Source organism: Rothia sp. HMSC071F11 (assembly GCF_001809115.1).
Lineage (GTDB): Bacteria > Actinomycetota > Actinomycetes > Actinomycetales > Micrococcaceae > Rothia > Rothia dentocariosa.
The window spans coordinates 359,209-383,738 of sequence record NZ_KV795756.1 but is presented as its reverse complement, the minus strand read 5'-3'; the positions used below and the strand labels follow the sequence as shown (position 1 = coordinate 383,738).

23 protein-coding genes and 1 tRNA gene are annotated in these 24,530 nt (G+C 51.3%); 3 read left to right on the top strand and 21 right to left on the bottom strand.

Annotated features, from left to right (window positions below):
* Positions 1-15 precede the first annotated feature (15 nt).
* From nrdH to HMPREF2554_RS06090, 3 genes are all read right to left on the bottom strand, one after another.
* Positions 16-243 carry a glutaredoxin-like protein NrdH gene (gene nrdH / locus HMPREF2554_RS06100; protein WP_004004799.1) on the bottom strand — a complete coding sequence of 76 codons (228 nt, stop codon included), beginning with the start codon at positions 241-243 and terminating at the stop codon, positions 16-18.
* 799 nt (positions 244-1,042) lie between these two features.
* The gene (locus HMPREF2554_RS06095; protein ID WP_013399171.1) at positions 1,043-2,146 is read right to left on the bottom strand and encodes an App1 family protein; all 1,104 of its coding nucleotides are present in this window, start codon (positions 2,144-2,146) and stop codon (positions 1,043-1,045) included.
* 272 nt (positions 2,147-2,418) lie between these two features.
* Positions 2,419-2,910 carry a hypothetical protein gene (locus HMPREF2554_RS06090; RefSeq protein ID WP_013399172.1) on the bottom strand — a complete coding sequence of 164 codons (492 nt, stop codon included), beginning with the start codon at positions 2,908-2,910 and terminating at the stop codon, positions 2,419-2,421.
* 144 nt (positions 2,911-3,054) lie between these two features.
* On the opposite strand from HMPREF2554_RS06090, the gene HMPREF2554_RS06085 reads away from it, so the two are divergent.
* Complete coding sequence (locus tag HMPREF2554_RS06085; protein WP_013399173.1) at positions 3,055-4,011, top strand: polysaccharide deacetylase family protein; 957 nt, start codon at positions 3,055-3,057, stop codon at positions 4,009-4,011.
* A gap of 211 nt (positions 4,012-4,222) precedes the next feature.
* Here HMPREF2554_RS06085 and HMPREF2554_RS06080 read toward each other — a convergent pair whose 3' ends face one another.
* The 5 genes from HMPREF2554_RS06080 to HMPREF2554_RS06060 form a co-directional block, all read right to left on the bottom strand.
* Complete coding sequence (locus HMPREF2554_RS06080) at positions 4,223-4,864, bottom strand: DsbA family oxidoreductase (RefSeq protein ID WP_013399174.1); 642 nt, start codon at positions 4,862-4,864, stop codon at positions 4,223-4,225.
* 69 nt (positions 4,865-4,933) lie between these two features.
* Positions 4,934-5,839, bottom strand: coding sequence for a polysaccharide deacetylase family protein (locus tag HMPREF2554_RS06075; RefSeq protein WP_013399175.1), 906 nt, complete (start codon positions 5,837-5,839; stop codon positions 4,934-4,936).
* 109 nt (positions 5,840-5,948) lie between these two features.
* On the bottom strand, positions 5,949-6,527 hold the full coding sequence (locus HMPREF2554_RS06070) for an excalibur calcium-binding domain-containing protein (RefSeq protein WP_013399176.1): 579 nt from the start codon (positions 6,525-6,527) through the stop codon (positions 5,949-5,951).
* A gap of 269 nt (positions 6,528-6,796) precedes the next feature.
* The gene (locus HMPREF2554_RS06065; RefSeq protein WP_070524062.1) at positions 6,797-7,264 is read right to left on the bottom strand and encodes a P-loop NTPase family protein; all 468 of its coding nucleotides are present in this window, start codon (positions 7,262-7,264) and stop codon (positions 6,797-6,799) included.
* A gap of 23 nt (positions 7,265-7,287) precedes the next feature.
* Complete coding sequence (locus tag HMPREF2554_RS06060; RefSeq protein ID WP_070554396.1) at positions 7,288-8,565, bottom strand: glutaminase; 1,278 nt, start codon at positions 8,563-8,565, stop codon at positions 7,288-7,290.
* Between the two features lie 308 nt (positions 8,566-8,873).
* Between HMPREF2554_RS06060 and HMPREF2554_RS06055 the strand changes: the two genes are divergently transcribed.
* Positions 8,874-9,647 carry an SDR family NAD(P)-dependent oxidoreductase gene (locus tag HMPREF2554_RS06055; RefSeq protein ID WP_070554394.1) on the top strand — a complete coding sequence of 258 codons (774 nt, stop codon included), beginning with the start codon at positions 8,874-8,876 and terminating at the stop codon, positions 9,645-9,647.
* Positions 9,648-9,892: 245 nt separating this feature from the next.
* Here HMPREF2554_RS06055 and HMPREF2554_RS06050 read toward each other — a convergent pair.
* The 10 genes from HMPREF2554_RS06050 to HMPREF2554_RS06005 form a co-directional block, all read right to left on the bottom strand.
* Positions 9,893-9,965: transfer RNA gene (locus HMPREF2554_RS06050), tRNA-Ala, on the bottom strand.
* A gap of 161 nt (positions 9,966-10,126) precedes the next feature.
* A complete protein-coding gene (rsfS, locus tag HMPREF2554_RS06045) occupies positions 10,127-10,558 on the bottom strand; it encodes a ribosome silencing factor (protein ID WP_070534971.1) in 432 nt (143 codons plus the stop codon).
* 71 nt (positions 10,559-10,629) lie between these two features.
* Positions 10,630-12,588 carry a hypothetical protein gene (locus HMPREF2554_RS06040; protein WP_013399180.1) on the bottom strand — a complete coding sequence of 653 codons (1,959 nt, stop codon included), beginning with the start codon at positions 12,586-12,588 and terminating at the stop codon, positions 10,630-10,632.
* Positions 12,581-13,330: a nicotinate-nucleotide adenylyltransferase gene (gene nadD / locus HMPREF2554_RS06035; protein WP_013399181.1), complete on the bottom strand. Its 750-nt coding sequence runs from the start codon at positions 13,328-13,330 to the stop codon at positions 12,581-12,583. The genes HMPREF2554_RS06040 and nadD overlap by 8 nt, the downstream gene beginning before the upstream one ends.
* Before the next feature lie 17 nt (positions 13,331-13,347).
* Positions 13,348-13,578 (bottom strand): hypothetical protein, encoded by a 231-nt coding sequence (locus HMPREF2554_RS06030; RefSeq protein WP_070554392.1) that lies wholly within the window; start codon positions 13,576-13,578, stop codon positions 13,348-13,350.
* A 142-nt stretch (positions 13,579-13,720) separates the two neighbouring features.
* Positions 13,721-15,319 carry a GTPase ObgE gene (gene obgE / locus HMPREF2554_RS06025; RefSeq protein WP_070554390.1) on the bottom strand — a complete coding sequence of 533 codons (1,599 nt, stop codon included), beginning with the start codon at positions 15,317-15,319 and terminating at the stop codon, positions 13,721-13,723.
* Between the two features lie 158 nt (positions 15,320-15,477).
* Positions 15,478-15,735: a 50S ribosomal protein L27 gene (rpmA, locus tag HMPREF2554_RS06020; RefSeq protein ID WP_004004819.1), complete on the bottom strand. Its 258-nt coding sequence runs from the start codon at positions 15,733-15,735 to the stop codon at positions 15,478-15,480.
* Positions 15,736-15,775: 40 nt separating this feature from the next.
* Positions 15,776-16,087, bottom strand: coding sequence for a 50S ribosomal protein L21 (rplU, locus tag HMPREF2554_RS06015; RefSeq protein WP_006887214.1), 312 nt, complete (start codon positions 16,085-16,087; stop codon positions 15,776-15,778).
* A gap of 404 nt (positions 16,088-16,491) precedes the next feature.
* Positions 16,492-20,106, bottom strand: a complete 3,615-nt coding sequence (locus HMPREF2554_RS06010; RefSeq protein ID WP_070554388.1) for an Rne/Rng family ribonuclease — start codon at positions 20,104-20,106, stop codon at positions 16,492-16,494.
* A gap of 470 nt (positions 20,107-20,576) precedes the next feature.
* Entirely contained in the window at positions 20,577-20,816 is a 240-nt protein-coding gene (locus HMPREF2554_RS06005; RefSeq protein ID WP_238382412.1) for a nucleoside-diphosphate sugar epimerase, read from the bottom strand.
* Between the two features lie 159 nt (positions 20,817-20,975).
* On the opposite strand from HMPREF2554_RS06005, the gene ndk reads away from it, so the two are divergent.
* Positions 20,976-21,389: a nucleoside-diphosphate kinase gene (gene ndk, locus HMPREF2554_RS06000; protein ID WP_013399187.1), complete on the top strand. Its 414-nt coding sequence runs from the start codon at positions 20,976-20,978 to the stop codon at positions 21,387-21,389.
* An 87-nt stretch (positions 21,390-21,476) separates the two neighbouring features.
* On the opposite strand, the gene HMPREF2554_RS05995 is transcribed toward ndk, so the two are convergent.
* The 3 genes from HMPREF2554_RS05995 to HMPREF2554_RS05985 form a co-directional block, all read right to left on the bottom strand.
* Positions 21,477-22,151 (bottom strand): vitamin K epoxide reductase family protein, encoded by a 675-nt coding sequence (locus HMPREF2554_RS05995; RefSeq protein WP_013399188.1) that lies wholly within the window; start codon positions 22,149-22,151, stop codon positions 21,477-21,479.
* Positions 22,152-22,351: 200 nt separating this feature from the next.
* Positions 22,352-22,792, bottom strand: coding sequence for a DUF4233 domain-containing protein (locus tag HMPREF2554_RS05990; protein ID WP_239653040.1), 441 nt, complete (start codon positions 22,790-22,792; stop codon positions 22,352-22,354).
* Positions 22,793-22,816: 24 nt separating this feature from the next.
* On the bottom strand, positions 22,817-24,385 hold the full coding sequence (locus HMPREF2554_RS05985) for a bifunctional folylpolyglutamate synthase/dihydrofolate synthase (RefSeq protein ID WP_013399190.1): 1,569 nt from the start codon (positions 24,383-24,385) through the stop codon (positions 22,817-22,819).
* Positions 24,386-24,530: the final 145 nt, after the last annotated feature.

Below are 24,530 nucleotides of genomic sequence, written 5' to 3'. Positions count from 1 at the left end.
GCTTGACGCTGCCGCCTATGCTAATGCAAGCGCGTTAATCTTGTCAGGCTGGAATCCTGACCAATGCTCTTCACCGGCGATGACGACCGGTGCCTGCATGTATCCGAGGGACTTAACCATCTCTAGCGCCCGGGAATCTTCCGTAATGTCTACTTTGTCGTAGTTGATGCCCTTGGCGTCTAGCGCCCGGTAGGTCATGTTGCACTGAACGCACTGCGGTTTGGTGTACACGGTCACTACCATCGGTTTTCTCCTTGTCAGCCCCAAGGCGGAGCGTAATTGCGTGAATACTTTGTGTGCAAGGCAGAGGATTCTTGTGCTTGATGAGACTTCCTTTAGCTCTAGAAGACTGGAAGCATTTCGTCATCGACCGCGCAAAGAATCGAGCCGGGTATTAATACTACATGTTGTGTCTGAAAATTTCTCTGGCACAAGATGCTGTGGTGAAGTGTGGATGTTTTGTTCGAGAAACCCACACGCGAGCACAAGGACATTCAGTTTATCCACACCTCAGGAGAGTGTAATTCCGCTAATTATTGCGGACAATACAGAGTTATCCACATATCGGCTCTGTGAGCGGAACGCGCATCGCTCTTTTAAACTGAAAATCTGTTCTGTTTTTTCAGGGCGAACAGGTCTTTATGTGAGATTTCTGGCATTGTTTCCCTCTTGATTTTTAAGCTTTTATACCCATTCCTTGATTCTCTGCGGAACGAGACTGAAAAACTCGACTGGATTCCACCTACATGCGTCGTGTTGGAAGGTTTTTATGGCTTTTGAGAGTATGGCAAAGATGTGATTAAGAAATTTTTGAAACATTCAGATGATCGGCGTGTTGTTGGGTTTTTGTGAGAGAAATCGTCAAACCCATTAAAACCCACATCTCGTATGAGGTCGGTACAGTTCGCCTGTGGATAAGCGTAATGATCTACTGTCTCAATAGTTGATCTTCCCCTGCCAGCCCTCAAGATGAGGTCATCTCTTCCCCACACCACAGAGAACAGCCATACAGATGTACAACCTAATACGTGCTAATACGTGTTTAGAGAAGTCCTCGCTCACGAAGCAGTCGGCTCAACGTATGCCCATCATTCGCCTCCATCCACAATGGAGAATTTGTCATTTTTTGCGCTCTCTGATCGCTCCAGACCCGCCCAGAGGCGAGAACGCTCTCCCCCACCGTGAGGTTACGAATCATAATAGCGGCGACGTTCTGCGGGTAGCGCACCGCAAATCCGTTGTATATATCCGGGTCACGCTGTCCGTCGTCGCCGATAAGAATCCACTGCATCTGGGGAAATTCTTGGGCAAGTCGTTTTAGAGAGTTCACTTTGTGTTGGGACCCCGACCTAAACCAGCGGTCAGGAGTTGGCCCCCAGTCTGTTAATAGGAAGGTTCCACGCGGGTAGCCATTGCGGGTCAGAAAGCGACGCAGTGTCGGTGTGATATTCCAAGCGCCAGTGGAAAGATACATAAAAGGTGCCTGAGGATGTGCTCGATGAATGCGGTCCATGAGCACCGCCATGCCCGGGGTCGGAATGCGCGCGTGCTCATCCAGTACAAAGGAGTTCCACGCAGCGACAAGAGGACGCGGCAACATAGTCACCATAACGGTATCATCGACGTCTACGATAACCCCGATTTTCTGGGATTCCGGGACGATATAAACATTAGTTTCAACGGCGCGGGAACCCGGTACATACATGATGACCTTATGCATTCCGGCCGGTAAGTCTAGGTCAAGGCGCACATCCAGCACTCCACCACGGTCGGTTTGTACCTCAAACGTATGGCCCGCAATAAGAATAGTCACGTACACATCCGACATGGCAACGGTGGTAAAAGCCCGCCACCCGCGCGTCGGGTTATCGGTATCTTCGGTGCCTTCCACCACGTGTAGGAGTTTTTCAAAGGCAGCCGTTTTATAGAGGGCACGCCCAAGAATACGCACCCACCCGGATTCAGTATCTGTGGCTACCCGTCCATATCCTTCAGATGGCACCACAATAGGCTCACGCCCGTGAGCCACAGCTCGCTGTTCACGCCAACGATGCACGGCATCGCCCATACGATACCCTAGGTTAACGGCTTCACCGGCAACTTCGGTGACCACGCTGCGCAATTCTTGTGGGCCTAGATTCTCCATGCTTTCTAGTTTTCCATATCTTGCAATAAAACACCCTATTTTCAAGTTCGACCTCTAAAGCGTCCTCATCAATTAGTTTCTTAGCCGCTTAATCTTCTTCTCAGGGGGGGTATTCAAACGGGTTTAAAGAGAAAAGGATCTCGGTTCCCCTCTACTGTGGAGACCGAGTCCTTCTCTTTCGTCGTTAGGGCTGCTACGGATTTAGTGTGTGCGATAGATCAGATACTCTCAGCCGATGAAGGAACAAGTATCAGTTCAGTGCTCACCACTTTCTAGTGATGCTCAGACTGCCCGGATTCTTCAGTATGCAGCTGGAATGGGCCTGAGCTGAGTTTTACCTGGCAGTACGCCGCGCCTTTACCTTCTGCCTGTTCTACGTGGTGCACAGGCTCTTCTTCGCCGGTAACTTTGATACCGCATTTCACTACGTCATTAGGGTTATCCGCATAAACAGCCACCTGAATAACCTTGCCAGCCAACTCATGGTTATCAGCCGAAGTCAGCCGATAGTAGTTAGTTTTCGCTTCTAGACTCTGCTCGGCAGAATTGATTTCTTGACCGTCTTGAAAGATCCGAAGCTTTCCAGTTTGAGCCTTATAACCATTATGTTCACTGCCGTTTAGGACCTCGGCGGAGACGGTAATATCGCCGCGATTTCCATAGTCTGGAGCGGAATTCAGAGACAAACCGGGCACAACTTCTGCGGAGCACCCGGTGAGTAACGCAACCGAAGCGGCCGCAACGAGAGTAATTTTCTTGACCATATGTCCATGGTAACAGTAGGCTACAGGCGAAAACGCTAGATGATGCAAGGTTTCAGCGTTGTACCCGTACTAGTTAAAATCTGACACTTTCGCAAAAGCGTCGATTGTCATCTCTTGAGCTAACCGCACGTTATCCTTAAGAGTATGCCGCACTCTCCTTCACGCCGTCTGCTTCTCGCTGGTTCTCTCGGTGCATTAGCACCGATTATTTTTGCCTCCACGCCCAAGACTATTAATGCGACTACTAGCGATTTTTCCTCTACCGCTCATGAAACACAGGATAATGTTCCTGAGTCGCTCACGTTCTCTCCCGCAGCGCCGCCAAAGCCGAATGCAGGTTTCAACGTAGCAACTATTGCGAAACAGCCATGGTCTGCCCCTATGACCCGCCTGCCGGGTGAAGGACGTTATATCGCGTGGACCGTTGACGATGGAGTCAGCCCAGAAACAATTCGAGCCTACGCAGAATTTGCTGCGCGTACCGGTGTGCGCCTAACCTTCTTTGTCAATATGACCTATGTGGGGTTCACTCAAAATGTTGATGTGCTTAAGCCGCTAGTGCAAACCGGACAGCTTCAAATTGCAAACCACACCTTTAGTCACCCCGATTTAAAAACTCTCAAAGATGATCAGATTAAGCACGAACTAGAGAAGAACGAGGCTGAGATTCAAAGAGTTTTTGGGGTCTCGGCAAAGCCCTATTTTCGTCCCCCCTACGGCAGCTATGATGCGCGAGTGCTCAAAGTAGCCGCTAGCGTAGGATACACGCGCCCGGTGCTGTGGGAAGGAACTCTCGGAGATGAGGCCAAAACCTCAGCGCGTGTTATCTATATGCGATCGCTCAAATACGTTCTGCCGCAACGAATCCTGTTAGGGCATCTGAATTTCACGACCATTATTCCGCTTCTTGATCGTCTTGCTGGGCTAGTCGCCGAGCGTAAGCTCATCACGGTCACACTCAACGACTATTTTGAGGGGCTAACCGAGGAAGAACGTAAGGCCTCCGAACCAAAACCCGAAGATAAGAAGGACGAAAAGAAAGAAGAACCAGCTTCCCCAGCTCCGGCCGCGGGATCTGGTCTTGGCACCACCGGAAATTAGAAACATACAGGATTTTAAGAAATATGTGCATCTTTGACCGTAGGTACAGCAAACAGTTAAAGAGGCACATGTTTTGATCTAGCATCATTTGCTTTGGTTGCCATAGGAACAGCCATGCCCACCGAATCCGCAGGTTGTTCCTTCCGCTCTCCCCTTGGAGGCATTAGAGCTTTGAAGCCGTGTTCGGTCTTACAGGGCTCATAATTTAGGGCTAGTGAGTTTCAGTCCAAACCCGGTTGAGCCCTTCCAAAATTGCCGCGGACGGTTGAGCTCCGTTAATAACCCACTGCGCTTCAATCAAAAAGAAAGGAACGCTCGTGATGCCCAATTCCTGTGCCACGCGTTCGTCAGCGCGCACATCCTCAGCATAGTGGTCGCCAGCGAGTATTTCATCAACCTGACGTGAATCGAGACCGATTTCAGCGGCAATCTTCCGAATGGACTCGTGTTTTTCAATGGAGCGTCCCTGCGTAAAATATGCTTTTTTGAAAGCCTCTTGAGCCTCTGCTGCTTTCCCCTGTGCAGTTGCGTGATGAATAATACGGTGAGCATCAAAACTATTGCCGTACTTTGCGATGCGCCAGTTAAAATCCAAGCCCACTTCTTGGGCACGTTCTGCTATTCCTTCTTGGGTAGCAATAGATTCCTCTAGGTTGAGAGAATATTTCGCGGCAATACGTTCAGCAAGCGGCAAAGCATTATCTTCCCGGGCATTTTGGTCGAGCTCAAAGCTATGCCAACGAACCTCTACCTCATCACGGTGCTCAAATTGGGCGAGAGCTATTTCAAAATTCCTCTTACCTAAATAGCAGAAAGGGCAAACAATATCTGACCAAATATCTACGCGCATCATGTACCTTTCAAGAGACTAACGATTACGCCGGTAAAACTCGCACAGCACTAATTTATTCCAGCGTACGTTCTACCCGTAATAGTCACGCAAGGTTACGGGGGTAAGATTCCGTTCGTCCAAAAGCATTTTGATCTTATCGAGCACTTCAATAACTCCGGGGTAGTTCAAATGGCCAATGAGAATAGTCTGCGAGTTCGCATATTTTTTGGAATATGCGTATATTTCTTCGGCAGGTATGGGTGAAGAATCAGCTAAAGACCCGTACCAGAGAACCGCCCTGTCGAATCCTGCACCTGCTGCAGCCTCAAGCACACGAGAATCATAGTATCCGTATGGTGGGCGGTAATATGGTTTAGAAGACACGCCGAAAAGTCGCTGTATCTCTTCGTCATTTTTCGTTAATTCTTCGGCAATTCCTGCATCATCTAGCGTAGTCAGCGCCGCATGCGACCACGTATGATTGCCGATTTGAATCTGCCCTGATTCTACCAACGGTTTAAGAACGTCTAGGTTCGGTTCAAAAGCGTTATATGACCCGTTGATAAAGAAGGTAAGCCGGGTTCCCGTTCGGGCGGCAAAATCTGCGTAGGCGCGCACAACATCAGGGCTTTTCCCGTCATCAACGGTCCAAGCAATATAGTTCCCTGTACCTTCCAAAGCGGTTTGCGGTTCATCCCACGGGTGCGCCACCTCTATGGGATTTATCGACTCCGGCAAGGCCACTTTCTGCTGGTCATCCTCTTCTGAGGAATCTAACGCTGGCGCCGAAGATGCAGAGGACGAATCTACCCATGATGCTGATTCCTCAATGCCCGCGACCTTTTCATCTCGTGTTACGGCGTAAGGCACGCCTGCACCCAAAAGCGGGGTGAGCATACCTAAAACAGCCGCTCGGCGTGGTATACGGGTGAAACGATCCGCCGATTTACGATGTGGGGTTTCGTTGCTTGGACTCTGGTGTTTATATGGGTACATATACTTCTACCCTATCGTGCTCTCGTGTAGAGGCATAGTGCTTTTACATAACTTATAAAGTTGGGCGGGAACGTTCCCACCCAACTTTATATAACGTAACTATTAGGATTTATTTCTTTTTAGGTTCGCAAGCGATACCATCACCATCTGAATCAAGATGAGTTCCATACCCCGGCTGTCCGCGGTATAAAGGCGCAGCCCCTGCCGCCCGTGCAGCAGCACAATTTTTGTAATAGACACCACCACCGTTATTTACAGGCGCAGGCTGTTCTGGAACCGGGGCAATATGCCGCTGCTGCGCCGAAGTCTGCGCAGGCACGGGTGCAACAGGTTGCTGCTGCACGGGATCCTGTTGCTGTTGAACCGGAGAAGGTTGTTGAGCTGCCTCGGGCTGAGGGGCAGAAGTAGAGGCGTCATCAAGAGGTACCTCGACAACATCCTCATGCTGTTCAGCGTCAGCAGTGGCAGCTGGTTCTGGCGTTACTTCAGAAATAGTGGGAGAGGTAGTTGGAGTAGGGGTTGGTGACGGAGTTATGGAAGCCGTAGGGCTTGCAAAGGTGCTCGTAGAGGCCGTCGCAGAGATTGATGGGGATGAAGAAGGGGTTTGTTCTTTGCGGGCATTATTGCCGGAGCATCCGGTAAACAACACAGCACCAATAAGCGCCACCGCGACAATGTGGTTTCTCATATACAATTATTCCTCATGAATGAGTGGTGAATAAATCCTCATGGAGAGCTACCGTAGCTCTCTGTACTAGTTTAGCCTAAACTTATGGTCTCTAATACTCCGTGTTTTTATATTTGAGAAATTCCCAATGGAGTCGTATCTTGACATATGTTTCTTAGAACAGGTTCATCATTATGAAGTTTTTATCTCTGATGTTATAACGAATGTCTTCTCCAGAAGATCATCAGATTTTCCCTAGAAGCCTCACAAAATTCAGCATAATATTCTTGCTATCGAAGGTTTTCGAGAAAATTATCGAGCTCGGCAGGAGCACAGAACCGGTATATATGTGCTTGTACTTCTGGATGCGCGCATGCCGCCATAATACGCGGCAAGCTGTCGCGCCTATAGCGCAGAATCCATTTCCAAAATTCTAGGTTCTCCGGGGAGCGCCGTAACGCACGCATACCGCATACGCGAGCGCTAAAGTCTAAAAGAATAACCGTATCTGCCGCCTTGAGCCGTTCTAGTAGTTTGGTATCATACACGCCTAAATCACCGTCTATAATCCATTCAGGCTCAGAGATGATCTGCTGATGAATAACATTCCACTGATCTACTGGAGTAGGTGTAAGGTCTTCATCCCAGAAATACTGGTCTAGCTCGAAAACAGGTAGTTTATAGCGGGTAGCAAGATAGGAAGCCAGGGTACTTTTGCCGGCACCACCGCGGCCTAAAATAGCAATACGTTTCATCATGACACCTTATAAATTCTCAAAGACTAGTAGTATTCGAGTTCGTCAATGCTGCCCAATACGGCAACATCCATAGTTCTCAGGGCCTCAAGATTTGTAATAGTGTCATCTTGATCAATCAGATATACAGTGTATCCCTCGTGTCTCATTCTTCTCATAATTTCTAGAAGCATATGCTGGGCGACCTCATCCACAGAATAAACTCGGGTAACATCGAGCGCTATTCGTGTTCCTGTGTAGTGTGTATCAACAATTTCACGGATAACTCGCTCTGCACCGGCAAATCTAATTCTGCCCTGCAGTTGAATTACCTGAGTTATTTTTTCGCCGGTACCTATTCGATAGTTAGCTCGTATCGCGGACCGAGCAACAGTGGGTATGTTCATAACGTGCATGCCCATATCTGAGGAGAATCGTTCGAAGAGAGATACACCGCGCACGCTGTTGCCGTGTACATCTAGACGTGGTGAAAATGTTGCTAGTCCTAGCTGGCCCGGTACGGCGCCAATAATTCCCCCGCCTACCCCACTTTTAGCGGGAATTCCGACCTGCGTTGCCCAGTCCCCTGCAGCGTTGTACATACCGCAGGTGAACATAACACTCAGTACCTGGCGCACCACTGTTTTAGGTACTACCTGTTCCCCGGTAACGGGTTGAATTCCGTAGTTTGCCAGAGTTGCCGCCATCATCGCCAAATCCTGCACGGTTACCAGCAAAGAGCATTGACGGGTGTAGCCTTCGACCACGCCAGCGGGGTTCTCCGTGAGAATGTCGTGACTGCGAAGCATATGAGCGATCGCTAGATTACGATGCGCGTGTTCGATTTCAGATGAGTACACCGCTTCATCAACGTCAAGGGAGCGGCCAGCGAAAGCAGAGAGCCCAGAAATCACACGTTCCATACGCTCTGCCGGATTCATTGTTTCTGTACCGACTAAAGAATGCGTGGTAATTGCGCCGGCGTTAATCATGGGGTTTAGCGGACGACCAGAGCTGTCTTCAAGGGAGATCTCGTTGAAGGGCTCCCCGGACGGTTCAACTCCAACTTTGTCTAAGACTTTCTCAAACCCGCGATCAGCAAGGGCTAAAGCATACACGAAAGGCTTTGAGATGGATTGAATGGTAAATAGCGAATCAGTATCGCCAGAAGCATAGAGTTCCCCATCGACCATAGCTATAGAGGCGCCAAGACGTTCAGGATCAACCTCGGCAAGTTCAGGAATATAATTCGCAAGTACACCCGTTCTATCGGCCGCAACGCTTTGGAGGACTTCGTCAAGGTAGCTCGGTATCGGTGAATGCATGAGTTCCCTCCTGAAGGACGATATTTTCCTAATACACGGCGTGAGGTTCTTGGGCGTAGAAACTTCATGCGTCTTCGCTGTGGCAAGATTCCGCCCAAGTCCTAGCTTCTTGAAGTTTAGCTTTTACGCATTAAATACTCCAAATATGGCTTAACTATTCCATCTGATACGTAGAAACCTTACTCTATCCTTTTCCCAGATGGCTGGGGCACATTCTGCTTTCAGGTAGTTTTTCGTGTCCTGCAGGTCTTTAGCACGACCGTATATTGTAGCTTTGACATTGATACGAAAATTACGAAAGGAGAATCATGGCTACATTAATTACTGGTGCTTCCTCGGGCATTGGAGAAGAATTTGCACGTCGCTACGCTGCCCAAAAGCAAGATCTCGTACTCGTTGCTCGCAGCCAGGATAAGCTCAATAAGCTCGCCGAAGAGTTCGAGTCTCAGCATGGTATTCGAGTTACCGTCTTTGCTCTCGACCTATCCGAACCCGATGCGGCTGAGCGGCTCTGGGAAGAAACGAACCGTGCTGAGCTAGAGATTGATGTACTTGTCAATAATGCAGGATTTGGAACCTCCGGTGACGTCGCTGATGAGAGCCCTGAGCGTCTAGAACAAGAAGTACGCCTTAACTGCCTCACATTAACAGGTCTGACGGCTCGGTATCTGCCCGCCATGCGTGAACGCAAAAACGGAACCATCATCAACATTGCTTCGACTGCTGCCTTTCAGCCACTGCCGCATATGGCGGTGTATGGTGCCACCAAAGCATTCGTGCTTTCCTTTACTGAAGCGCTCTGGTCCGAAACCCGAAAAGACGGCATCCGCGTACTTGCGGTCTGTCCCGGCCCCACCGATACCTCATTCTTTGAAATCGCCGGTGAATCTGCAGCAGTCGGAAAAATGCGCTCTGTCCATCAGCTGCTAGACAACACGTTGCGTATTCTAAAAACCACGAAACCCAGTTTTGTGGATGGAGTGGGGAATGCCATTGTGGCGCGATTTGTAACCCGTGTGGTGCCTAAGCGCTTCGTTATGACAATAGTCGATCGTGCGCTCCAGCAGAGGAGCTCTCAATAGGATGCATACCCCTCTCTTCCCTGGATGAAGGAGCATATTCTTAAAACTCTTTTTAGAATCTTAGCTAGGTTTTTAAATGTATTGTTCGGGGTAATCGCCATACCCCTCTTATCTCTTCGCACTATTATTTCGTGTAAGGGACAAATACTATTACGCGCCAAAGGTACATTCATGTGAAAGCACCATGTACTGTTAGAAAAAATAATAAAATACCGCCCAGTCCTTTCGGATCAGACGGTAAATAGTGGAGATAAGGGGACTCGAACCCCTGACCCCCTGCATGCCATGCAGGTGCGCTACCAGCTGCGCCATATCCCCTCATGTAGTTTTGCATTGCCTTAGCAACAGAAAACATAATACACATCTTTCTGCTAGGCATGCAAGTTCTCGCACTGTTACAGACATAAAATGCAGAGCACCGCCGAAGATACCAAATTCTGGTATGCCTCAGCGGTGCCCCACATGATGCAACAAAATTGTTACTCGTCAGCAGGAACGACCCGAGACGCTTCCTCTTCGCTTTCGCCTTCTAGATCAAACGGAACTTCATGGGTAACACCTAGTTCAATACGCGGAGCCTGCGCCCACAAACGATCCAGAGCATAGAACTCGCGATCCTCTTCATGCTGAACATGCACTACGATGTCCCCAAAATCTAGGAGAATCCAACGACCAGATGCACGTCCTTCTCGGCGTACAGGCTTCAAATCAGCCTGTTCTCGAAGCGCATCCTCAATTTCATCAGCAACCGCATTGACGAGGCGCTCATTATGTGCCGAAACTACCAAGAAACCATCAATCAGCCCCATAGCGTCAGAAGCATCCACCGCAAAAAGCTGGGTTCCTTGTTTTTCTTCCGCCGCTCGAGCGGCAATGCGCAGAGCCTCACAAGAGGACTGTGCAGCAGTCATTTTTTCCTTTCTTGCCGCCAGGTTTCTCTGACAGACAGGCGCCAAAGCAAGCAAACGTTTAATGCCAATCGTTACCTTTGATTGGAAATAAACATGTACACACCCAGAATAGCTAGGATAATGCACCCGATAATTACGATCCAGGACAGCAGGGACAAGGACTTATTTTCGCTTGTCTCAATGGATTCGTACTTTGACACTGTTTCATCCGTATTCGTTGCAGGAACCTGTTTCATACTTGCAGTATTTCCAAGCCTACGAGGAGACTTAGCAGCGTTAACCTTCGCAATTGAGGAGGTCATCGCCTTTTCTGTACGTGCAGACACACGCTGTGCGAGTTCAGTTGCTTGGTCTGACGTCAGGTTCTTGCCATCGTTTAGAGCTTTATCAAAGCCTGGCTTATTCTTCGAAGGTGCAACAGGCTTTGCATCCTTATTCTGAGGCGATGGCTTAACAGCAGAGGTAGAACCCGTTGCCGGAGATTTAGCGGGTGTAGAATCAGACTTCTTCACCTGCGAGAGCGAACCAGTACGCGCGTTTACCTTCGGGGTGGCGCCTGTACGCTCGGAAACCTTCGGGGTCGAACCAGTACGATCCGAAACCTTCGACATCGAACCGGTACGAGTAGGTACCTTAGGCACAGACCCAGTACGCGAAGAAGACACCTGCGAGACGGAACCTGTACGGGTGTTCACCTTCGGTGTGGCGCCTGTACGCTCGGAAACCTTCGGGGTCGAACCAGTACGATCCGAAACCTTCGACATCGAACCGGTACGAGTAGGTACCTTAGGCACAGACCCAGTACGCGAAGAAGACACCCGCGATACAGACCCGGTACGCGGTGAGACCTTGGGGGTTGATCCGGTACGATCGGACGCCTGCGATGGTGAATCTGCGCCCATCGGATTCTGTAAACGGACAGTATTCCAGGGGTTTACAACCTTCGGAGCTGCGTCTTTCTGCTCAGAAACCTTGGGGGTTGATCCGGTACGATCCGAGACCTTCGGCATAGATCCAGTACGGGCAGGAATCTTAGGAACGGTACCGGTTGCCGACGGTTTCCGTTTAGCAGAACCGTTCTTTGCCGCTTTCTGCGCAGGAAGAGCACCAGTCTGAGCACGCTGTACTGGGCTCTTTACAGGGGCATCGCTTTGCGCCTTAGATGCCGAATCAGCTTGAGCAGATGCGCTATCTTGCTGAGATTTCTCGTCCAGAACCGACAGGTCAAGTCCCTGAGCATCCATCGCGCGGATGGGTGAAGGAAGGTTCAACGGCACAGGAGCAACATTAATGCGGTTCTCATCGGCTTCACTCTGCGCATCAGCTGTATGACGGCTTTGCTGAGCTTTAGAGTCACTGGGCTTTACTGTAGGCTGCGGTGCAGTTGCCGGGCGAGCCTGCGAGGAAACAGTTTGCTCCTCGGTCTCAACGATCTCAGTATCTTCACCCTCGACAACAGGCTCATCGCGCACCATGTACTGGTGCATCTTCGGGGAATTATCAGGAGAAATAATCGGAATTGACGAGGTAAACGTCAAATCGTCTGCCTCCACATGGAGGGAATCCTGAAGCAGGGAATCTTCCGGCTGTGGCTGAGGAGCAGGCGCCGGAGGCGCGGCAGGTGCAGCAGCTGGCGCAGGCTTATTAGCTTTAACCTCTTCCGGGCGAAGAGCACGCATAGTGCTGGTTAGCGGCTCAGGTTCATGCAGTTTCTCTTCATCATTCGCATTCAGCTTAATAGACCCCTGAGTAGCGAGTGCAGCAAAACGACGCTGTACTGCAAGAACGCGCGGATCTATATCGTGGGTATTTGCCAAAGACCCCATATTCTCAACAGGGTTAGGACGCTCGCCACGACCCATAGCGCGCAGATAGTTCGCCACGTCTTCGCGATAACGTGCTAGACGGCGCGGACCCATCACACGCGTGGGAGGCGGCACCTCAATGCCGTCCTCAGTCACGTATGTTTCGTAGAGGTACGCGTCTCCCTCGCTGTAGGGCTTCTCTTCTTTGCCCTTAGCTTCAGCCATGTAAAACCTCTTGTTCCATTACTTTGTCTTCACTAGTTGGTTGAATATCTGTTGAGTCTTTCTGGCGAGGCAGCCCGCCGCCGTAGTGCGTGGCAGCATCCTCAGGAGAATACAACCGATACTTATTGATGTACTGCACCACGCCATCAGGAACCAAATACCAGATAGGGGCACCCTTAGAGGCGCGTTGGCGAATATCGGTTGACGATATTGCCATCGCGGGAATTTCAAGTGTGGTAATCTGCCGTCCTTCGCCTAACGGAGGATCAAGCTCGTGTCCCGGACGGGTCACTCCCACAAAGTTAGCCAACTCCCACAGCTTATGAGCATTACGCCACGTCATGATCTGGCTAATCGCGTCTGCACCGGTGATGAAGAAAAGATCTGCATCGGGTCGCAGAGCACGTAGTTCATTAAGGGTATCAAAGGTATACGTTGCGCCGCCACGATCTATATCTATCCGGCTTACCGTAAATCGTGGATTAGATGCAGTCGCAATCACCGTCATAAGATAACGATGCTCAGGATCACTCACGTGCCTCTCCCCCGTCTTTTGCCACGGCTGACCAGTCGGTACGAATACTACTTCGTCAAGATCAAACACCGCCGCAACCTCGCTGGCGGCTACTAAATGCCCGTGGTGAATAGGGTCAAAGGTGCCGCCCATAACTCCTAGACGTACACGCCCAGGAGTTCGCGACGGAATCGACTCAAGGCTGAGCCGCAGAGCTTGAAAAGTCACGATACTTTCCTTAGCGACTAGCGGTTATGCTTCTCGCTATAGCTACGCAATGCCTGTGCTTCGTCACCCTCCATGAGCTCCGGTGTGTGATCGGGCCGTACAATACCGCGTCCGCTGTACGAGAGAGTAATAAGCAGCAGAACGGTAAATACGACGGCAGCAACGATGCCGTAAACATAGGTCGGGATGCCGTTAAGCATTCCCGCAGTGTGCTCAGCACCGTGAGCTGCTAGGACAACCGAGTTCATGTGTGTGCTTCCTTTCGATGGTTAAGCTACTCTCTATGCTACCGGTTAGGGGCGAAAATACGCGAAACGACGGGCCTATATATGCGTGATAGTTGAGACATCTTCCACGTCGTCAGGCTGCCTAATTCCCCGACTTACCGGGCTACTGCTTGGCCTCAGGCATATCAATACCTTCAGCTTTACCTTTTTCCTTGAGCTTACGGCGATATTCCACCGATTCAGTCCACACACCCGCAACACGCTCTTGCTCAAGCTCGGCGCGAGCCTCTGCTTTTGCATCCATGCGTTCCTTATATTCCTCACGTTTTTGGGCTCGGGTGGGGCGAATAATCTCTTCGAGGCGAGAGTCAGTACCACGAGGGGAAGACAGAAGTTCAGCGCCGCCCACCATAGTGGGTTCCCAGTCAAAGACCACGGAGTTATCATTTTCACCGATAACCACGGCGTCTCCGGCACGGGCACCGGATTTAAAGAGTTCGTCCTCAACCCCCAGTTTTGCCAGGCGATCCGCCAGGTAACCAACAGCTTCATCATTATTGAAATCGGTCTGCTGAATCCAACGTTCCGGTTTCTCCCCAATAACCCGAAAGAGCGGCTCCAAATTACGTTCTTCGCGGCGAATAATAAATTCTTGTTTTTTCTTGGAGCGGAAGCCCTGGGGGCGAATAACTGGGGCTTCAATCGTAGAATTATCTTCTTGAGTAACACGCTTCTGACGGTCTTCTTCCACAAGGTTTGCCATTGCAAAGATGAGCGGTTTAAGCCCTTCATGGGACGCCGTCGAAATTTCAAAAACTTTGTACCCCATGTTCTCAAATTCAGGTCGCACGAAATCGGCAAGTTCACGCGCTTCAGGCACATCAATTTTGTTGAGAACAATAATCTGGGGACGATCATTGAGCGGCACAGTTACCCCAGCGGTGGGGTCTACCGCATAGTTTTCTAGCTCACCGCGAATAACTTCAAAGTCGCTGATGGGGTCACGCCCGGGTTCTAAAGTGGCACAGTCAATCACATGCACTAGTGCGGAGGAACGTTCAACGTGACGTAAGAAGCGGTGGCCAAGCCCTTTACCCTCGGAAGCTCCCTCAATCAGACCGGGAACATCCGCAACGGTGTACCGAACATCACCTGCCTGCACAACACCCAAGTTTGGGATAAGAGTGGTAAAAGGATAGTCAGCGATTTTAGGCCGAGCCGCAGAGATAGCAGCAATCAGCGAAGATTTACCGGCTGATGGGTACCCAACAAGCGCAATATCTGCAATGGATTTGAGTTCTAGGACAATATCGGTTTCTTCCCCCGGAATACCGAGGAGTGCGAAGCCAGGTGCTTTACGTTTGGTGGATGCTAAAGCAGCGTTTCCAAGACCGCCCTGGCCACCTCGTGCAGCAGTATATTCGTCACCCACATGCAGCAGATCGGCAAGCACGTTGCCGTCACGATCTTTGACGACGGTTCCCTGAGGTACGGTAAGCACTAGGTCTTCGCCGTTGTAGCCGTGGTGCATATCGCCGCGGCCAATATCTCCATTGGGAGCGTGTTGGTGCGGGCTGTGATGATACTCCAATAATGTGGTGGTTTGGTTATCAACACGCAAAATCACGTCCCCGCCGTTACCACCGTTACCGCCGTTGGGGCCGCCGAGAGGCTTGAATTTTTCTCGACGTACAGAGACACATCCGTTGCCTCCGTGACCACCGGATACATGCAGGACCACGCGGTCCACGAATTCTGCCACGGGTGTTCTCCTTCTGGTAAATTCCTGGTTCGCACAAGCCTGAAATACACGAGATTGCTTGAGCTTGGCGAGGGGCGCATCCTCAAGTAGATGCGGAAAATCTTATGGTAAGAGGGGGCAGACTTTCGCCTACCCCCTCTTCCTAGCGTGAGCGAGTTTTACTCAGCTGCTGCCAGGATGTTAACGACCTTGCGGCCCTTGCGGGTACCGAATTCGACGGTGCCTGCTGCCAAAGCGAACAGAGTATCGTCGCCACCGCGACCAACATTCAGGCCGGGGTGGAAATGGGTACCGCGCTGACGAACAAGGATCTCGCCTGCATTGACGGTCTGACCGCCGAAGCGCTTAACACCGAGGTACTGGGGGTTCGAGTCACGACCGTTGCGGGTGGAGCTTGCGCCCTTCTTATGTGCCATTCTGTTTTCCTACCTTAAGGTTTGTATCCGGTGGTTAAGATTACGCGTTGATTGCGGTGATCTTAACGGTGGTCAGCTCAGCGCGGAAGCCCTGACGCTTCTTGTAACCGGTCTTGTTCTTGTACTTCTGAATAACGATCTTCGGACCGCGCAGGTCTTCAATCTTTTCAGCAGTTACCTTGGCGGAAGCCAGGGACTTTGCGTCAGCGGTGATCTTGTCACCGTCAACGAGCAGCAGTACGGGCAGCTCAATGGTGCTACCGGGTTCACCTGCAACACGGTCAAGGGTAATTTTGTCTCCGACAGAGACTTTTTCCTGGCGGCCGCCAGCGCGTACAATCGCGTATGCCACTTTGGGACTCACTTTTCTCGACATCTTGCTTCTTCGTATCTCACACGTGCAGACAGCCTGCGCTTTCATTGCTGTGCGCTCCACGGGTATCTTATCTCTCTTGGTGAGTAATAAGGAGTGGATGCGACCCGCGCTCCTTGTGGGATTGCCCAGTTGGATGCGCGCTCGGTCTGCCGGTGGTGTCTTCCGGAAGTCCTCACTATGGGGAAAACCAGAAGCGGTATTTCCCGCTGACCCTGCGTCGATAGGGCTTCACTGAGATAAATACCAATCGTTAAGGATACTGTATGCGCGGGGTCATGCGCAATTGTATCCCTAAACTATAAAATAACGTTGGCAATACAGCCTCTAGTCCTGCATTGCCAACGTTATATTCATCATCTACGGCAAGGAATCATATACGGTTAGCCTTCCTTACCAACCCGCTTAATATCTGCAGCAGAAACACCGATACCGAAGAGAGTCGGAGCCTCAGATTCGACGGGGGCTTTCGCATCTGCCACAGAAGCCGAAGCCACAACCGAACCGTGAGCCGACTCGGTGGCGTCCACCGTCACGACCTTCGACTGTACGCCCGCCGACGAAGCGGCTCGACGGGAGCGACGTTTACGCGGTGCAGATGAAGCAGCTGGCGCAGCTATCTTCTGCTGAGAACCATCTTTATCATTCTGAGTCTCAACCGAGTTAGAGGCAGACCCGCCGGGGGTAATCACACCGGACACACGCGGCGCACCGCCAATAACACCGCTTACACGGGGGGTCGAAGCTGACTCTTCCGCACGTTGCTCCTGCCCTCGACCTGAACGCTCCTTCTCAGAGGAACGGCGCGAACGGCGGCGCTTACGTGGGCTCTCGTGCACATCTTCAACCTGCAGATTCTCACGCTCGGCGCGAGGCGACTTCTGCTCTGCTGAAGACTGGTCACCTTGATTTGACTTAAATCCACCGCTCTCGCTGCGGGTAATGCGGCCAGCCTTCTGTGAGGCACGAGCCTTCGCCTCTCCAGCGCGGATAGCCTCCGAACGGGAAGACTCGCGGGTAAACCGAGCATCATGTTCTGGGTTCAAATCACGATCGAATGCCCCAGCAAGCTGTTCCAATGTGAAGTCACCCTGCTCACCAATCCAATCGGTCTCGGTTACCTCAGCAACCTTGTCCTCACGGGATGAGACTTCGCGGTGTGCCTTCGCTCCCGCTTTGATGCCTTGAATCTCCTGCTCCAGCGAAAGCTCGGCAGTTTCGGTACGACGAGAGCGCTTACGACGTTTACGCTTCTTACGGTTTGCTTGGTCCTCAGCTTCAAGCTCGTCAGCCGAGTGCGAGGCTGCAGCAATAGAGGCCATAGCGTTGCGGCGCTCTGCCTTCTTCTCGTCCTTCTCTGAGTCCACGCCCTCAGCGGCATCACGGGTATTATTGCGCGAAGCCGCTCGTGAACGCTTACGTTCGGTGCGCTCTTGACGGTGAATGAAATCGGAGGCACCGCCGGAACGTCCGCTTAACGGCTGATCGTGCACCAGCAAACCGCGGCCGCCGCATGAATCACATTGCTCAGAGAAGACCTCAAGAAGACCTGTTCCCAAACGTTTACGGGTCATCTGCACAAGACCCAGCGAGGTTACTTCAGCAACCTGGTGCTTAGTGCGGTCACGCCCCAGGCACTCGATCAGACGACGCAGCACAAGATCACGGTTCGATTCAAGCACCATATCAATAAAGTCGATAACAATAATGCCGCCAATATCACGCAGACGCAGCTGACGCACGATCTCCTCTGCCGCCTCCAAGTTATTCTTGGTGACGGTCTCTTCAAGGTTACCGCCGCTACCGGTAAATTTACCGGTGTTAACATCTACCACGGTCATAGCTTCGGTACGGTCGATCACCAAGGAACCCCCCGAAGGAAGATATACCTTGCGGTCTAGTGCCTTCGCCAGCTGCTCATTAATGCGGTAATGGTCGAAAAGATCATCTTCGTCCTCCCACTTCTGCAGGCGTGAGAGCAGATCAGGGGCAACATAGGTCACGTAGGCCTCAATAGAGTCCCATGCGCTCTGGCCCTGCACGATCATAGAGGTGAAATCCTCGTTGAAGACATCGCGCACGGTCTTAATCATCAGGTCGGGTTCCTGATAGAGCATTTCGGGGGCAAGCACCTTGCGGGAATTCGCTTTTTCCTGAATCTCTTCCCACTGCGCGCGCAAACGATTAATATCGTGGGTCAGCTCTTCTTCGGATGCGCCTTCCGCTGCAGTACGCACAATCACGCCTGCGCCATCCGGCAGCTTATCCTTCAAAATCTTTTTGAGACGTGCACGCTCAGTATCGGGGAGCTTACGTGAAATACCGGTCATTGAGCCACCGGGCACATACACCAGGAAGCGACCGGGAAGCGAAACCTGACTCGTCAAACGCGCGCCCTTATGACCGATTGGGTCTTTGGTCACCTGCACCAGCACGGAATCGCCCGGTTTAAGTGCATTCTCGATCTTGCGGGGTGCACCGTCAAGACCGGTAACATCCCAGTTCACTTCACCCGCATAGAGAACAGCGTTACGACCACGCCCAATATCGACGAATGCTGCCTCCATGGACGGAAGAACATTCTGCACTTTGCCAAGGTAAACGTTCCCAATCAAGGAATCCTGCTGGGTTTTAGAGACAAAGTGCTCTGCCAGCACGCCGTCTTCGAGAACTCCAATCTGAATGCGCCCCTCTTTTTGGCGCACAAGCATCTGACGATCTACTGACTCGCGACGCGCCAAAAACTCTGCCTCGGTCACGATGTGACGACGGCGACCCAGCGACCGGGACTCGCGGCGGCGCGCACGTTTAGCTTCAAGACGGGTAGAACCACGCACGCCAGTCACGGTGTCAGAAGCATGAGAATCTGCAAGGCGAGGAGTGCGGACCTTGGTAACGGTCTCAACCTCATCGTCGGCGTTACCTTCAATTTCTATATCTTCGGTTCCACGACGGCGACGGCGACGGCGGTGACTCGTCACCTCAGCTTCAGCTGCTGCCTCTTCACGACGGCGCTCCATACGGTCGCGGCGCTCTTGTTCCAAACGCTCGGCACGCAAACGCTCACGCTCCACAGCAACCGCAGAAGCAAGCTCAGAAAGCTCAGTAGGTTCGGGCGAATAGAATAGAGGCATAGCGCCCGGGCGCACCGATTCGCGCAACTGCGCAATCTTCTCATTCTGTACGTCACGCAAAGTTTTTGCTGGCTCCGCCGTTTCCTCTTCGTCTGACTCTTCATCTTCGAATGTGCTGGCAGCGCTCTCTTCGTCTGTCGGCTCAGAAGTCTCAGCTTCATCCTCTTCAACGTCGTAGGTCGCTTGAGGCTCAGAGTCTTCATCGTTCTCTGCCACTAATTCCTCTGACTGGATGGTATGAGGTTCGTCAGCATCTTCGGTGTTTTCTTCCGAAGATATCATGGCTGTCTTATCTTCTTGAGCAGCTTCTTCAGTCTGGGCTTCTTCACGGTTATCAGAGACAGGCTCTGCTACCTCAGCCTGTTCGGCAAGTTCGGACACCTCAGTGTCCACCTCGGGAGAAGCAAGGTTTTCGGCAGAAGAATCGCGGATTTCAGTTTTCTGAGATTCGGGTTGGGGCATAGTTTCATCAGCTGATGCTGCAGGCTCGGCGGCTTGGGTAAAAAGAGTATCAAGAGTGTTCGCTACTTCTTCGGCAGAGGCCGCAGCCACAGTCTTCCTTGGTGCAGGGGCATGCTTAGCCTTCTGATTGCGTAAATCCGTTAATCCAGCCGCAACAGCGTCTTCGGGCGTGGGTTCAGCAACTTTCTTAGCGCGCGATGAGTTTTTACGACGCGGTGCTGCTAATACTGCAGATTCACTATCCTTCAGGGAATCTGTCTGCTTTTCAACCCGGGTATTATTTTTTTCCTGATGAGTTCTCATCGTCTCGCCGGAGACATCCTGTTTATCAGCGAGAGAGATCATGTCAGCAAGAACATCCATATTCATGCTAGATTGATGGGCGTTCTTTTCGTCAGCCATTCTTTTCTTTCTTCTTCCTTCAAGAATTTTACGCCGCATCGTAAAACTCTCTGCATCAACGCGTTAGCGTGTCATAAGCCTAATTACCAAGAAATACGTGGCTCAAGCCTGCTCTTTGTGTCTGCCTTCGTTTGCTTCCGGGCGTACAAGACGGCGAGCACGAAGTCGGCTTACTCCGCAAATACGGCGGATGCGTTTCTTCATGATGTTCTCGGCCAGTATGTTTAACCGAGATGTCACTAAGATGCCAATGCCTGGGGTCATCATCCGATAACGTCTTATCTGAACTTTTGCTATGACGGATGCGCGTGCACGTTCTCTCGGCCAATATACTGGGTATCTTTTATGCGTGCGGGGCATAAAAACGTACCGCTCATCATTATACCGTGTGCAATCCAGAACACCCTATACATGCATAAAAAGCGCAACGTTGGTGTGACCAACATTGCGCTTATCACGAGAGTAAAAACCTAGCCGAGACCTAGTTCAGCATCACGTTTTTCGCGTGCTTTCTGCGCCAGTTTTGGGTTACTAGGCAGATACTCTGGCCCGGAACCTGTGGCAAAGGGAATACCAAGGATGAAAGCGAAAGGAGCTGCGATCAGTAAAATAACCCACACCATCGAGAACTTTCCTGCGGTCAGAAAGAGTAGCGCCGCCAAAAAAATTACTGCTGACGCCAGCATCAATGTTGTGCCAAAGCCTTTCACGGATTCTCCTCGGTGATTGAACAATAACGCTACGATTATACGCCTCTTCTTAAAAATTTCGATGGCGTAGCTTGACAGAAGCACACATGTCGGCGCCTCTTTCCCCTATGATATTGAACAACCGCCACAGAATGAACGCAAACAAGATAGAGGAAAATTATGACCGAAAAGACCCTAATTCTGGTAAAGCCTGACGGTGTTGAACGCGGGCTTATTGGCGAGATTTTGAGCCGCTTTGAGACTAAGGGTTACGTGATTGAAGGACTGAAAATGCTTCAGCCCACCGAAGAACTTCTCGCCCAGCACTATGCTGAGCACGCAGGCAAGCCTTTCTATCGTTCCCTCGTGGATTTCATGGTTTCTGGTCCCGTAGTCGCCGCTGTTCTCAGCGGAGATCGTGTAATCGAGGGTGTACGTACAATGCTGGGAACCTCAGACCCGACAAAGGCAGCACCGGGAACAATTCGTGGAGATTACGGACGTGATTGGGGCGAAGGTGTGCAAAAGAACCTGGTGCATGCCTCAGACTCCCCCGAATCTGCAGCCCGTGAGATTGCTCTTTGGATGTCTTAGAGTTGAAACCATATAACAGTGAGGGTGGGTCTTCCCTAATCTTCTGGAAAACCCACCCTCACTGTGTTTACATAGTTTACATAAAAATTAGCGCATCATATTCATGATTACGTCGAAGAAGCGGATCACAATAATCCCAAAGATGAGAATGAGCACCAAGGTGATAGTAAACCAGCTCCACGTACCGATACTCTCACGAATATTTTCAGGGGCAGGAATAACGCTATGAGAAATATTGCGTACCGTCACCTTTACAAACATAGTAATCGTCATAACCCACACAATCATGCAGAAAAGACATAGTGCGTTAATGTGGAAGGTAGTCTCAAACCAGAGCCAGAAGACAAACGCTGTCGCGAGCGCTAAGCCGATGTTGGTGGCTACCCAGAACCAATTTTTGAAGGTAGCTCCTGCAAGCATGGCGGCGGCTATCGTCATAACGATGGAGAACCCTATGAGTCCGATGAAGGGGTTGGGGAATCCAAAGGCTTCAGCTTGCGGGGTACGCATCACGGTGCCGCAGTTAAGAAGGGCGTTGATGTCGCAGACTGAGGTATGCCCCGCATCCACGAAAATCTGAAGACGCTCAAAAACAAGGGTTGCCGATGAAGCTAGGGCTATAGCTCCCGTCATAAAGAGCCAGATCGCTAAGGAACGCTCCGATCCTTCTGCCGTATCTCGCTCACGAGAGGAAACCTGGGAGTCTATAACATCTTCAGATAGTAGATCGTCGGTTTCCGATGTTTGCTCAACGGCACCCATGTGCTGCTCCTTTACATATACCTGTTTATCGGTGATAAGTGACGCATCATACCGCAGCCGCAGTATGATGCGTTAAACCCTTTGTAGCTATCCTAACGTGTTCGGCGCCTAGGGTTAAGTTTCTCGTCATAAAGACAGGGATTTTTATACCTATATCTTGGTGTTGCCAGCGATCATGGCATAATCGCCTGTATCGTTGCTTACTCACTCTCATGTAAGTTTTTACGCTCCCATTCTTCTTGTTCGGCGGCGCGTATTTCGTTTTCGGCATCGATGCGGGTACCGGCGTGTAGCGCATACCACCAGCAGGCAACAAACGGGATTGTTACCACGAGCGAGAAGGGTAACGCAATGACTGAGGCAAGAAGCATGGTGCCTTGAAGCACCCAACCAGCCGAGTATCCCCACGGTTTCATCAGCTTAGCGGGTAGGAATATACACGCACCGGCAAGAACCAAACCTGCAACCCAGATTATGATTTTTACAGTGCTCGGATCGTTGAAATGTAGTCCGAAAACGGCTAGTGTGCCGAAGAAAATCGTGAATGCTTCGAGTACCAAAATGGTGGAAGCAAACATGACTTTCGTAGAACGTGGTTTCTTAACCGTCCCGGGCTTCCATTCCCGTTGAGCACGTGTCATAAACTGCTTTTTTGCCATATGGTCTTAGCTTTCCTCAGAATTATCGGTGCCGTCTGCCAGAGGCAGTCCCAATGAATCTTCTAACGGGATTTCACGAGGCTCCTCCCCCGCCACTTCAGCCATAATCTCGTCAAATAGTTCATCGGAATCGGTCTCTGCGGCCTCAGCGAGTTCTTCGGGCTCGGCGCCGTGCTGCACAGTGGATTCTTGGGCGGGTTGGGCCAGCAGGGTACGCGCCTCCCCAATGACCGTGACCGATCCTGTGACCAACACACCAGCAGACTCCTGCTCAAAGAGGGCGTTCTCCATGGCGGTGGCAAGCGCCTCATCCAAGTGGTCACATACCGTAATAATGTTTTCATCGAACCCGGCGTCGAGGGCAATCTCTTGAAGTTCTTCCGGGGCAATGGCTCGGGAAGAATCTGAGGCAGAAAGATACAACCGGAATGTGGCATCGGTTGAGTCTACGTATTCTTTACGAAGCACTTCAAAAATACCGAGAGCGTCTTTTTCGCCTAGAATACCGACGACTGCATGCACATGGGACAGTTCAAATGCCTCTTTAAAAGCCGTAGATGCGGCGCGCACCCCATGCGGGTTATGAGCGGCATCAAGCACCACCAAAGGCTCGCTACGAATCATCTCAAGTCGCCCTGGCGAACGTACCTGAGCAAATCCGGCGAGTACTACATCTCGCGCAAGGGCACGATCCCCACCGAAAAATACCTCGACTGCGGCAAGAGCTAATGATGCGTTCTGCCCCTGGTGCTCACCGTGTAGGGGGAGCTCAATATCAGGGTATTCTCCTGCTAAACCTCGGAGAGTCAAAAGCTGCCCGCCGACCGCGCGGTCACGCTCAACCACACCAAATTCAACACCTTCGAAGGCGTACTTGGCGTTTTGCTTACGAGCAGTATCAAGAAGTATGGTCGCTACTTCAGGGTCTTGCGCCGCAGAAATAAGGTATCCGTCGGGTTTAATAATCCCGGCTTTTTCCGTTGCAATCTCAGCCAGGGTATCCCCCAGCATATCGGTATGATCAAGGCCAACGGGTGCCACGACAGAGACAATACCGTCGGCTACATTCGTAGAATCCCATGAACCGCCGATCCCGACTTCTAGAATCACCACGTCCACGGGCTCATCGGCAAAAATAGCGAAAGCAAGCACAGTGATGGACTCAAAGAACGTAAGTTTTGGTTCTCCGCGTGCAGCAAATTCTTCGTCCACAAGAGTGAGGTATGGCAAAATTTCATCCCAAACGCGCACGAACGTGGCATCAGGCACCGGTTCACCGTTAATGCTGATGCGCTCGGTAACGCTTTCGAGATGCGGGCTCGTAAAACGCCCGGTGCGCAGATCATGAGCCAACAAAAGCGATTCAATCATGCGGGCGGTACTGGTTTTACCGTTAGTTCCGGTGATGTGGATGACCGGGGCGGCGCGGTGCACATCCCCGAGGATTTCAACGGCTCGGCGAACCGCATCCAGCCGGGGAGCCATCTTATTTTCGGGGGCGCGTGCCAGCAATTCACCGTAGACGCGTTCAACCCCTTCGGGGTCTGGGATTGCCGGGTAGCTCATCTCGCTCATAGTGTTCTTTCTTTGGATGGTATCAAGCTGTGCGGCACAGCGTCTTTACCAGGATTCTGCCTTATGTACAGATATATGTTTGGGTGTATAGCCGCCCCAGCATGGTACATACCGCGGTGTGTTATATGTGCTGGGGCGGCTTAGC

Excerpts from the sequence above, each read along its gene's own strand:
- HMPREF2554_RS06075 (WP_013399175.1), bottom strand. The coding sequence starts at position 5,839 with ATGTACCCATATAAACACCAGAGTCCAAGCAACGAAACCCCACATCGT.
- HMPREF2554_RS06065 (WP_070524062.1), bottom strand. The coding sequence starts at position 7,264 with ATGATGAAACGTATTGCTATTTTAGGCCGCGGTGGTGCCGGCAAAAGT.
- HMPREF2554_RS06010 (WP_070554388.1), bottom strand. The coding sequence starts at position 20,106 with ATGGCTGACGAAAAGAACGCCCATCAATCTAGCATGAATATGGATGTT.
- HMPREF2554_RS05990 (WP_239653040.1), bottom strand. The coding sequence starts at position 22,792 with ATGACACGTGCTCAACGGGAATGGAAGCCCGGGACGGTTAAGAAACCA.
- HMPREF2554_RS06085 (WP_013399173.1), top strand. The coding sequence starts at position 3,055 with ATGCCGCACTCTCCTTCACGCCGTCTGCTTCTCGCTGGTTCTCTCGGT.
- rsfS (WP_070534971.1), bottom strand. The coding sequence starts at position 10,558 with ATGACTGCTGCACAGTCCTCTTGTGAGGCTCTGCGCATTGCCGCTCGA.
- HMPREF2554_RS06030 (WP_070554392.1), bottom strand. The coding sequence starts at position 13,578 with ATGAACTCGGTTGTCCTAGCAGCTCACGGTGCTGAGCACACTGCGGGA.
- nrdH (WP_004004799.1), bottom strand. The coding sequence starts at position 243 with ATGGTAGTGACCGTGTACACCAAACCGCAGTGCGTTCAGTGCAACATG.
- HMPREF2554_RS06080 (WP_013399174.1), bottom strand. The coding sequence starts at position 4,864 with ATGATGCGCGTAGATATTTGGTCAGATATTGTTTGCCCTTTCTGCTAT.
- HMPREF2554_RS06055 (WP_070554394.1), top strand. The coding sequence starts at position 8,874 with ATGGCTACATTAATTACTGGTGCTTCCTCGGGCATTGGAGAAGAATTT.
- HMPREF2554_RS05995 (WP_013399188.1), bottom strand. The coding sequence starts at position 22,151 with ATGGGTGCCGTTGAGCAAACATCGGAAACCGACGATCTACTATCTGAA.
- HMPREF2554_RS06040 (WP_013399180.1), bottom strand. The coding sequence starts at position 12,588 with ATGGCTGAAGCTAAGGGCAAAGAAGAGAAGCCCTACAGCGAGGGAGAC.
- rpmA (WP_004004819.1), bottom strand. The coding sequence starts at position 15,735 with ATGGCACATAAGAAGGGCGCAAGCTCCACCCGCAACGGTCGTGACTCG.
- HMPREF2554_RS06090 (WP_013399172.1), bottom strand. The coding sequence starts at position 2,910 with ATGGTCAAGAAAATTACTCTCGTTGCGGCCGCTTCGGTTGCGTTACTC.
- HMPREF2554_RS06060 (WP_070554396.1), bottom strand. The coding sequence starts at position 8,565 with ATGCATTCACCGATACCGAGCTACCTTGACGAAGTCCTCCAAAGCGTT.
- HMPREF2554_RS06070 (WP_013399176.1), bottom strand. The coding sequence starts at position 6,527 with ATGAGAAACCACATTGTCGCGGTGGCGCTTATTGGTGCTGTGTTGTTT.
- HMPREF2554_RS05985 (WP_013399190.1), bottom strand. The coding sequence starts at position 24,385 with ATGAGCGAGATGAGCTACCCGGCAATCCCAGACCCCGAAGGGGTTGAA.
- HMPREF2554_RS06095 (WP_013399171.1), bottom strand. The coding sequence starts at position 2,146 with ATGGAGAATCTAGGCCCACAAGAATTGCGCAGCGTGGTCACCGAAGTT.
- ndk (WP_013399187.1), top strand. The coding sequence starts at position 20,976 with ATGACCGAAAAGACCCTAATTCTGGTAAAGCCTGACGGTGTTGAACGC.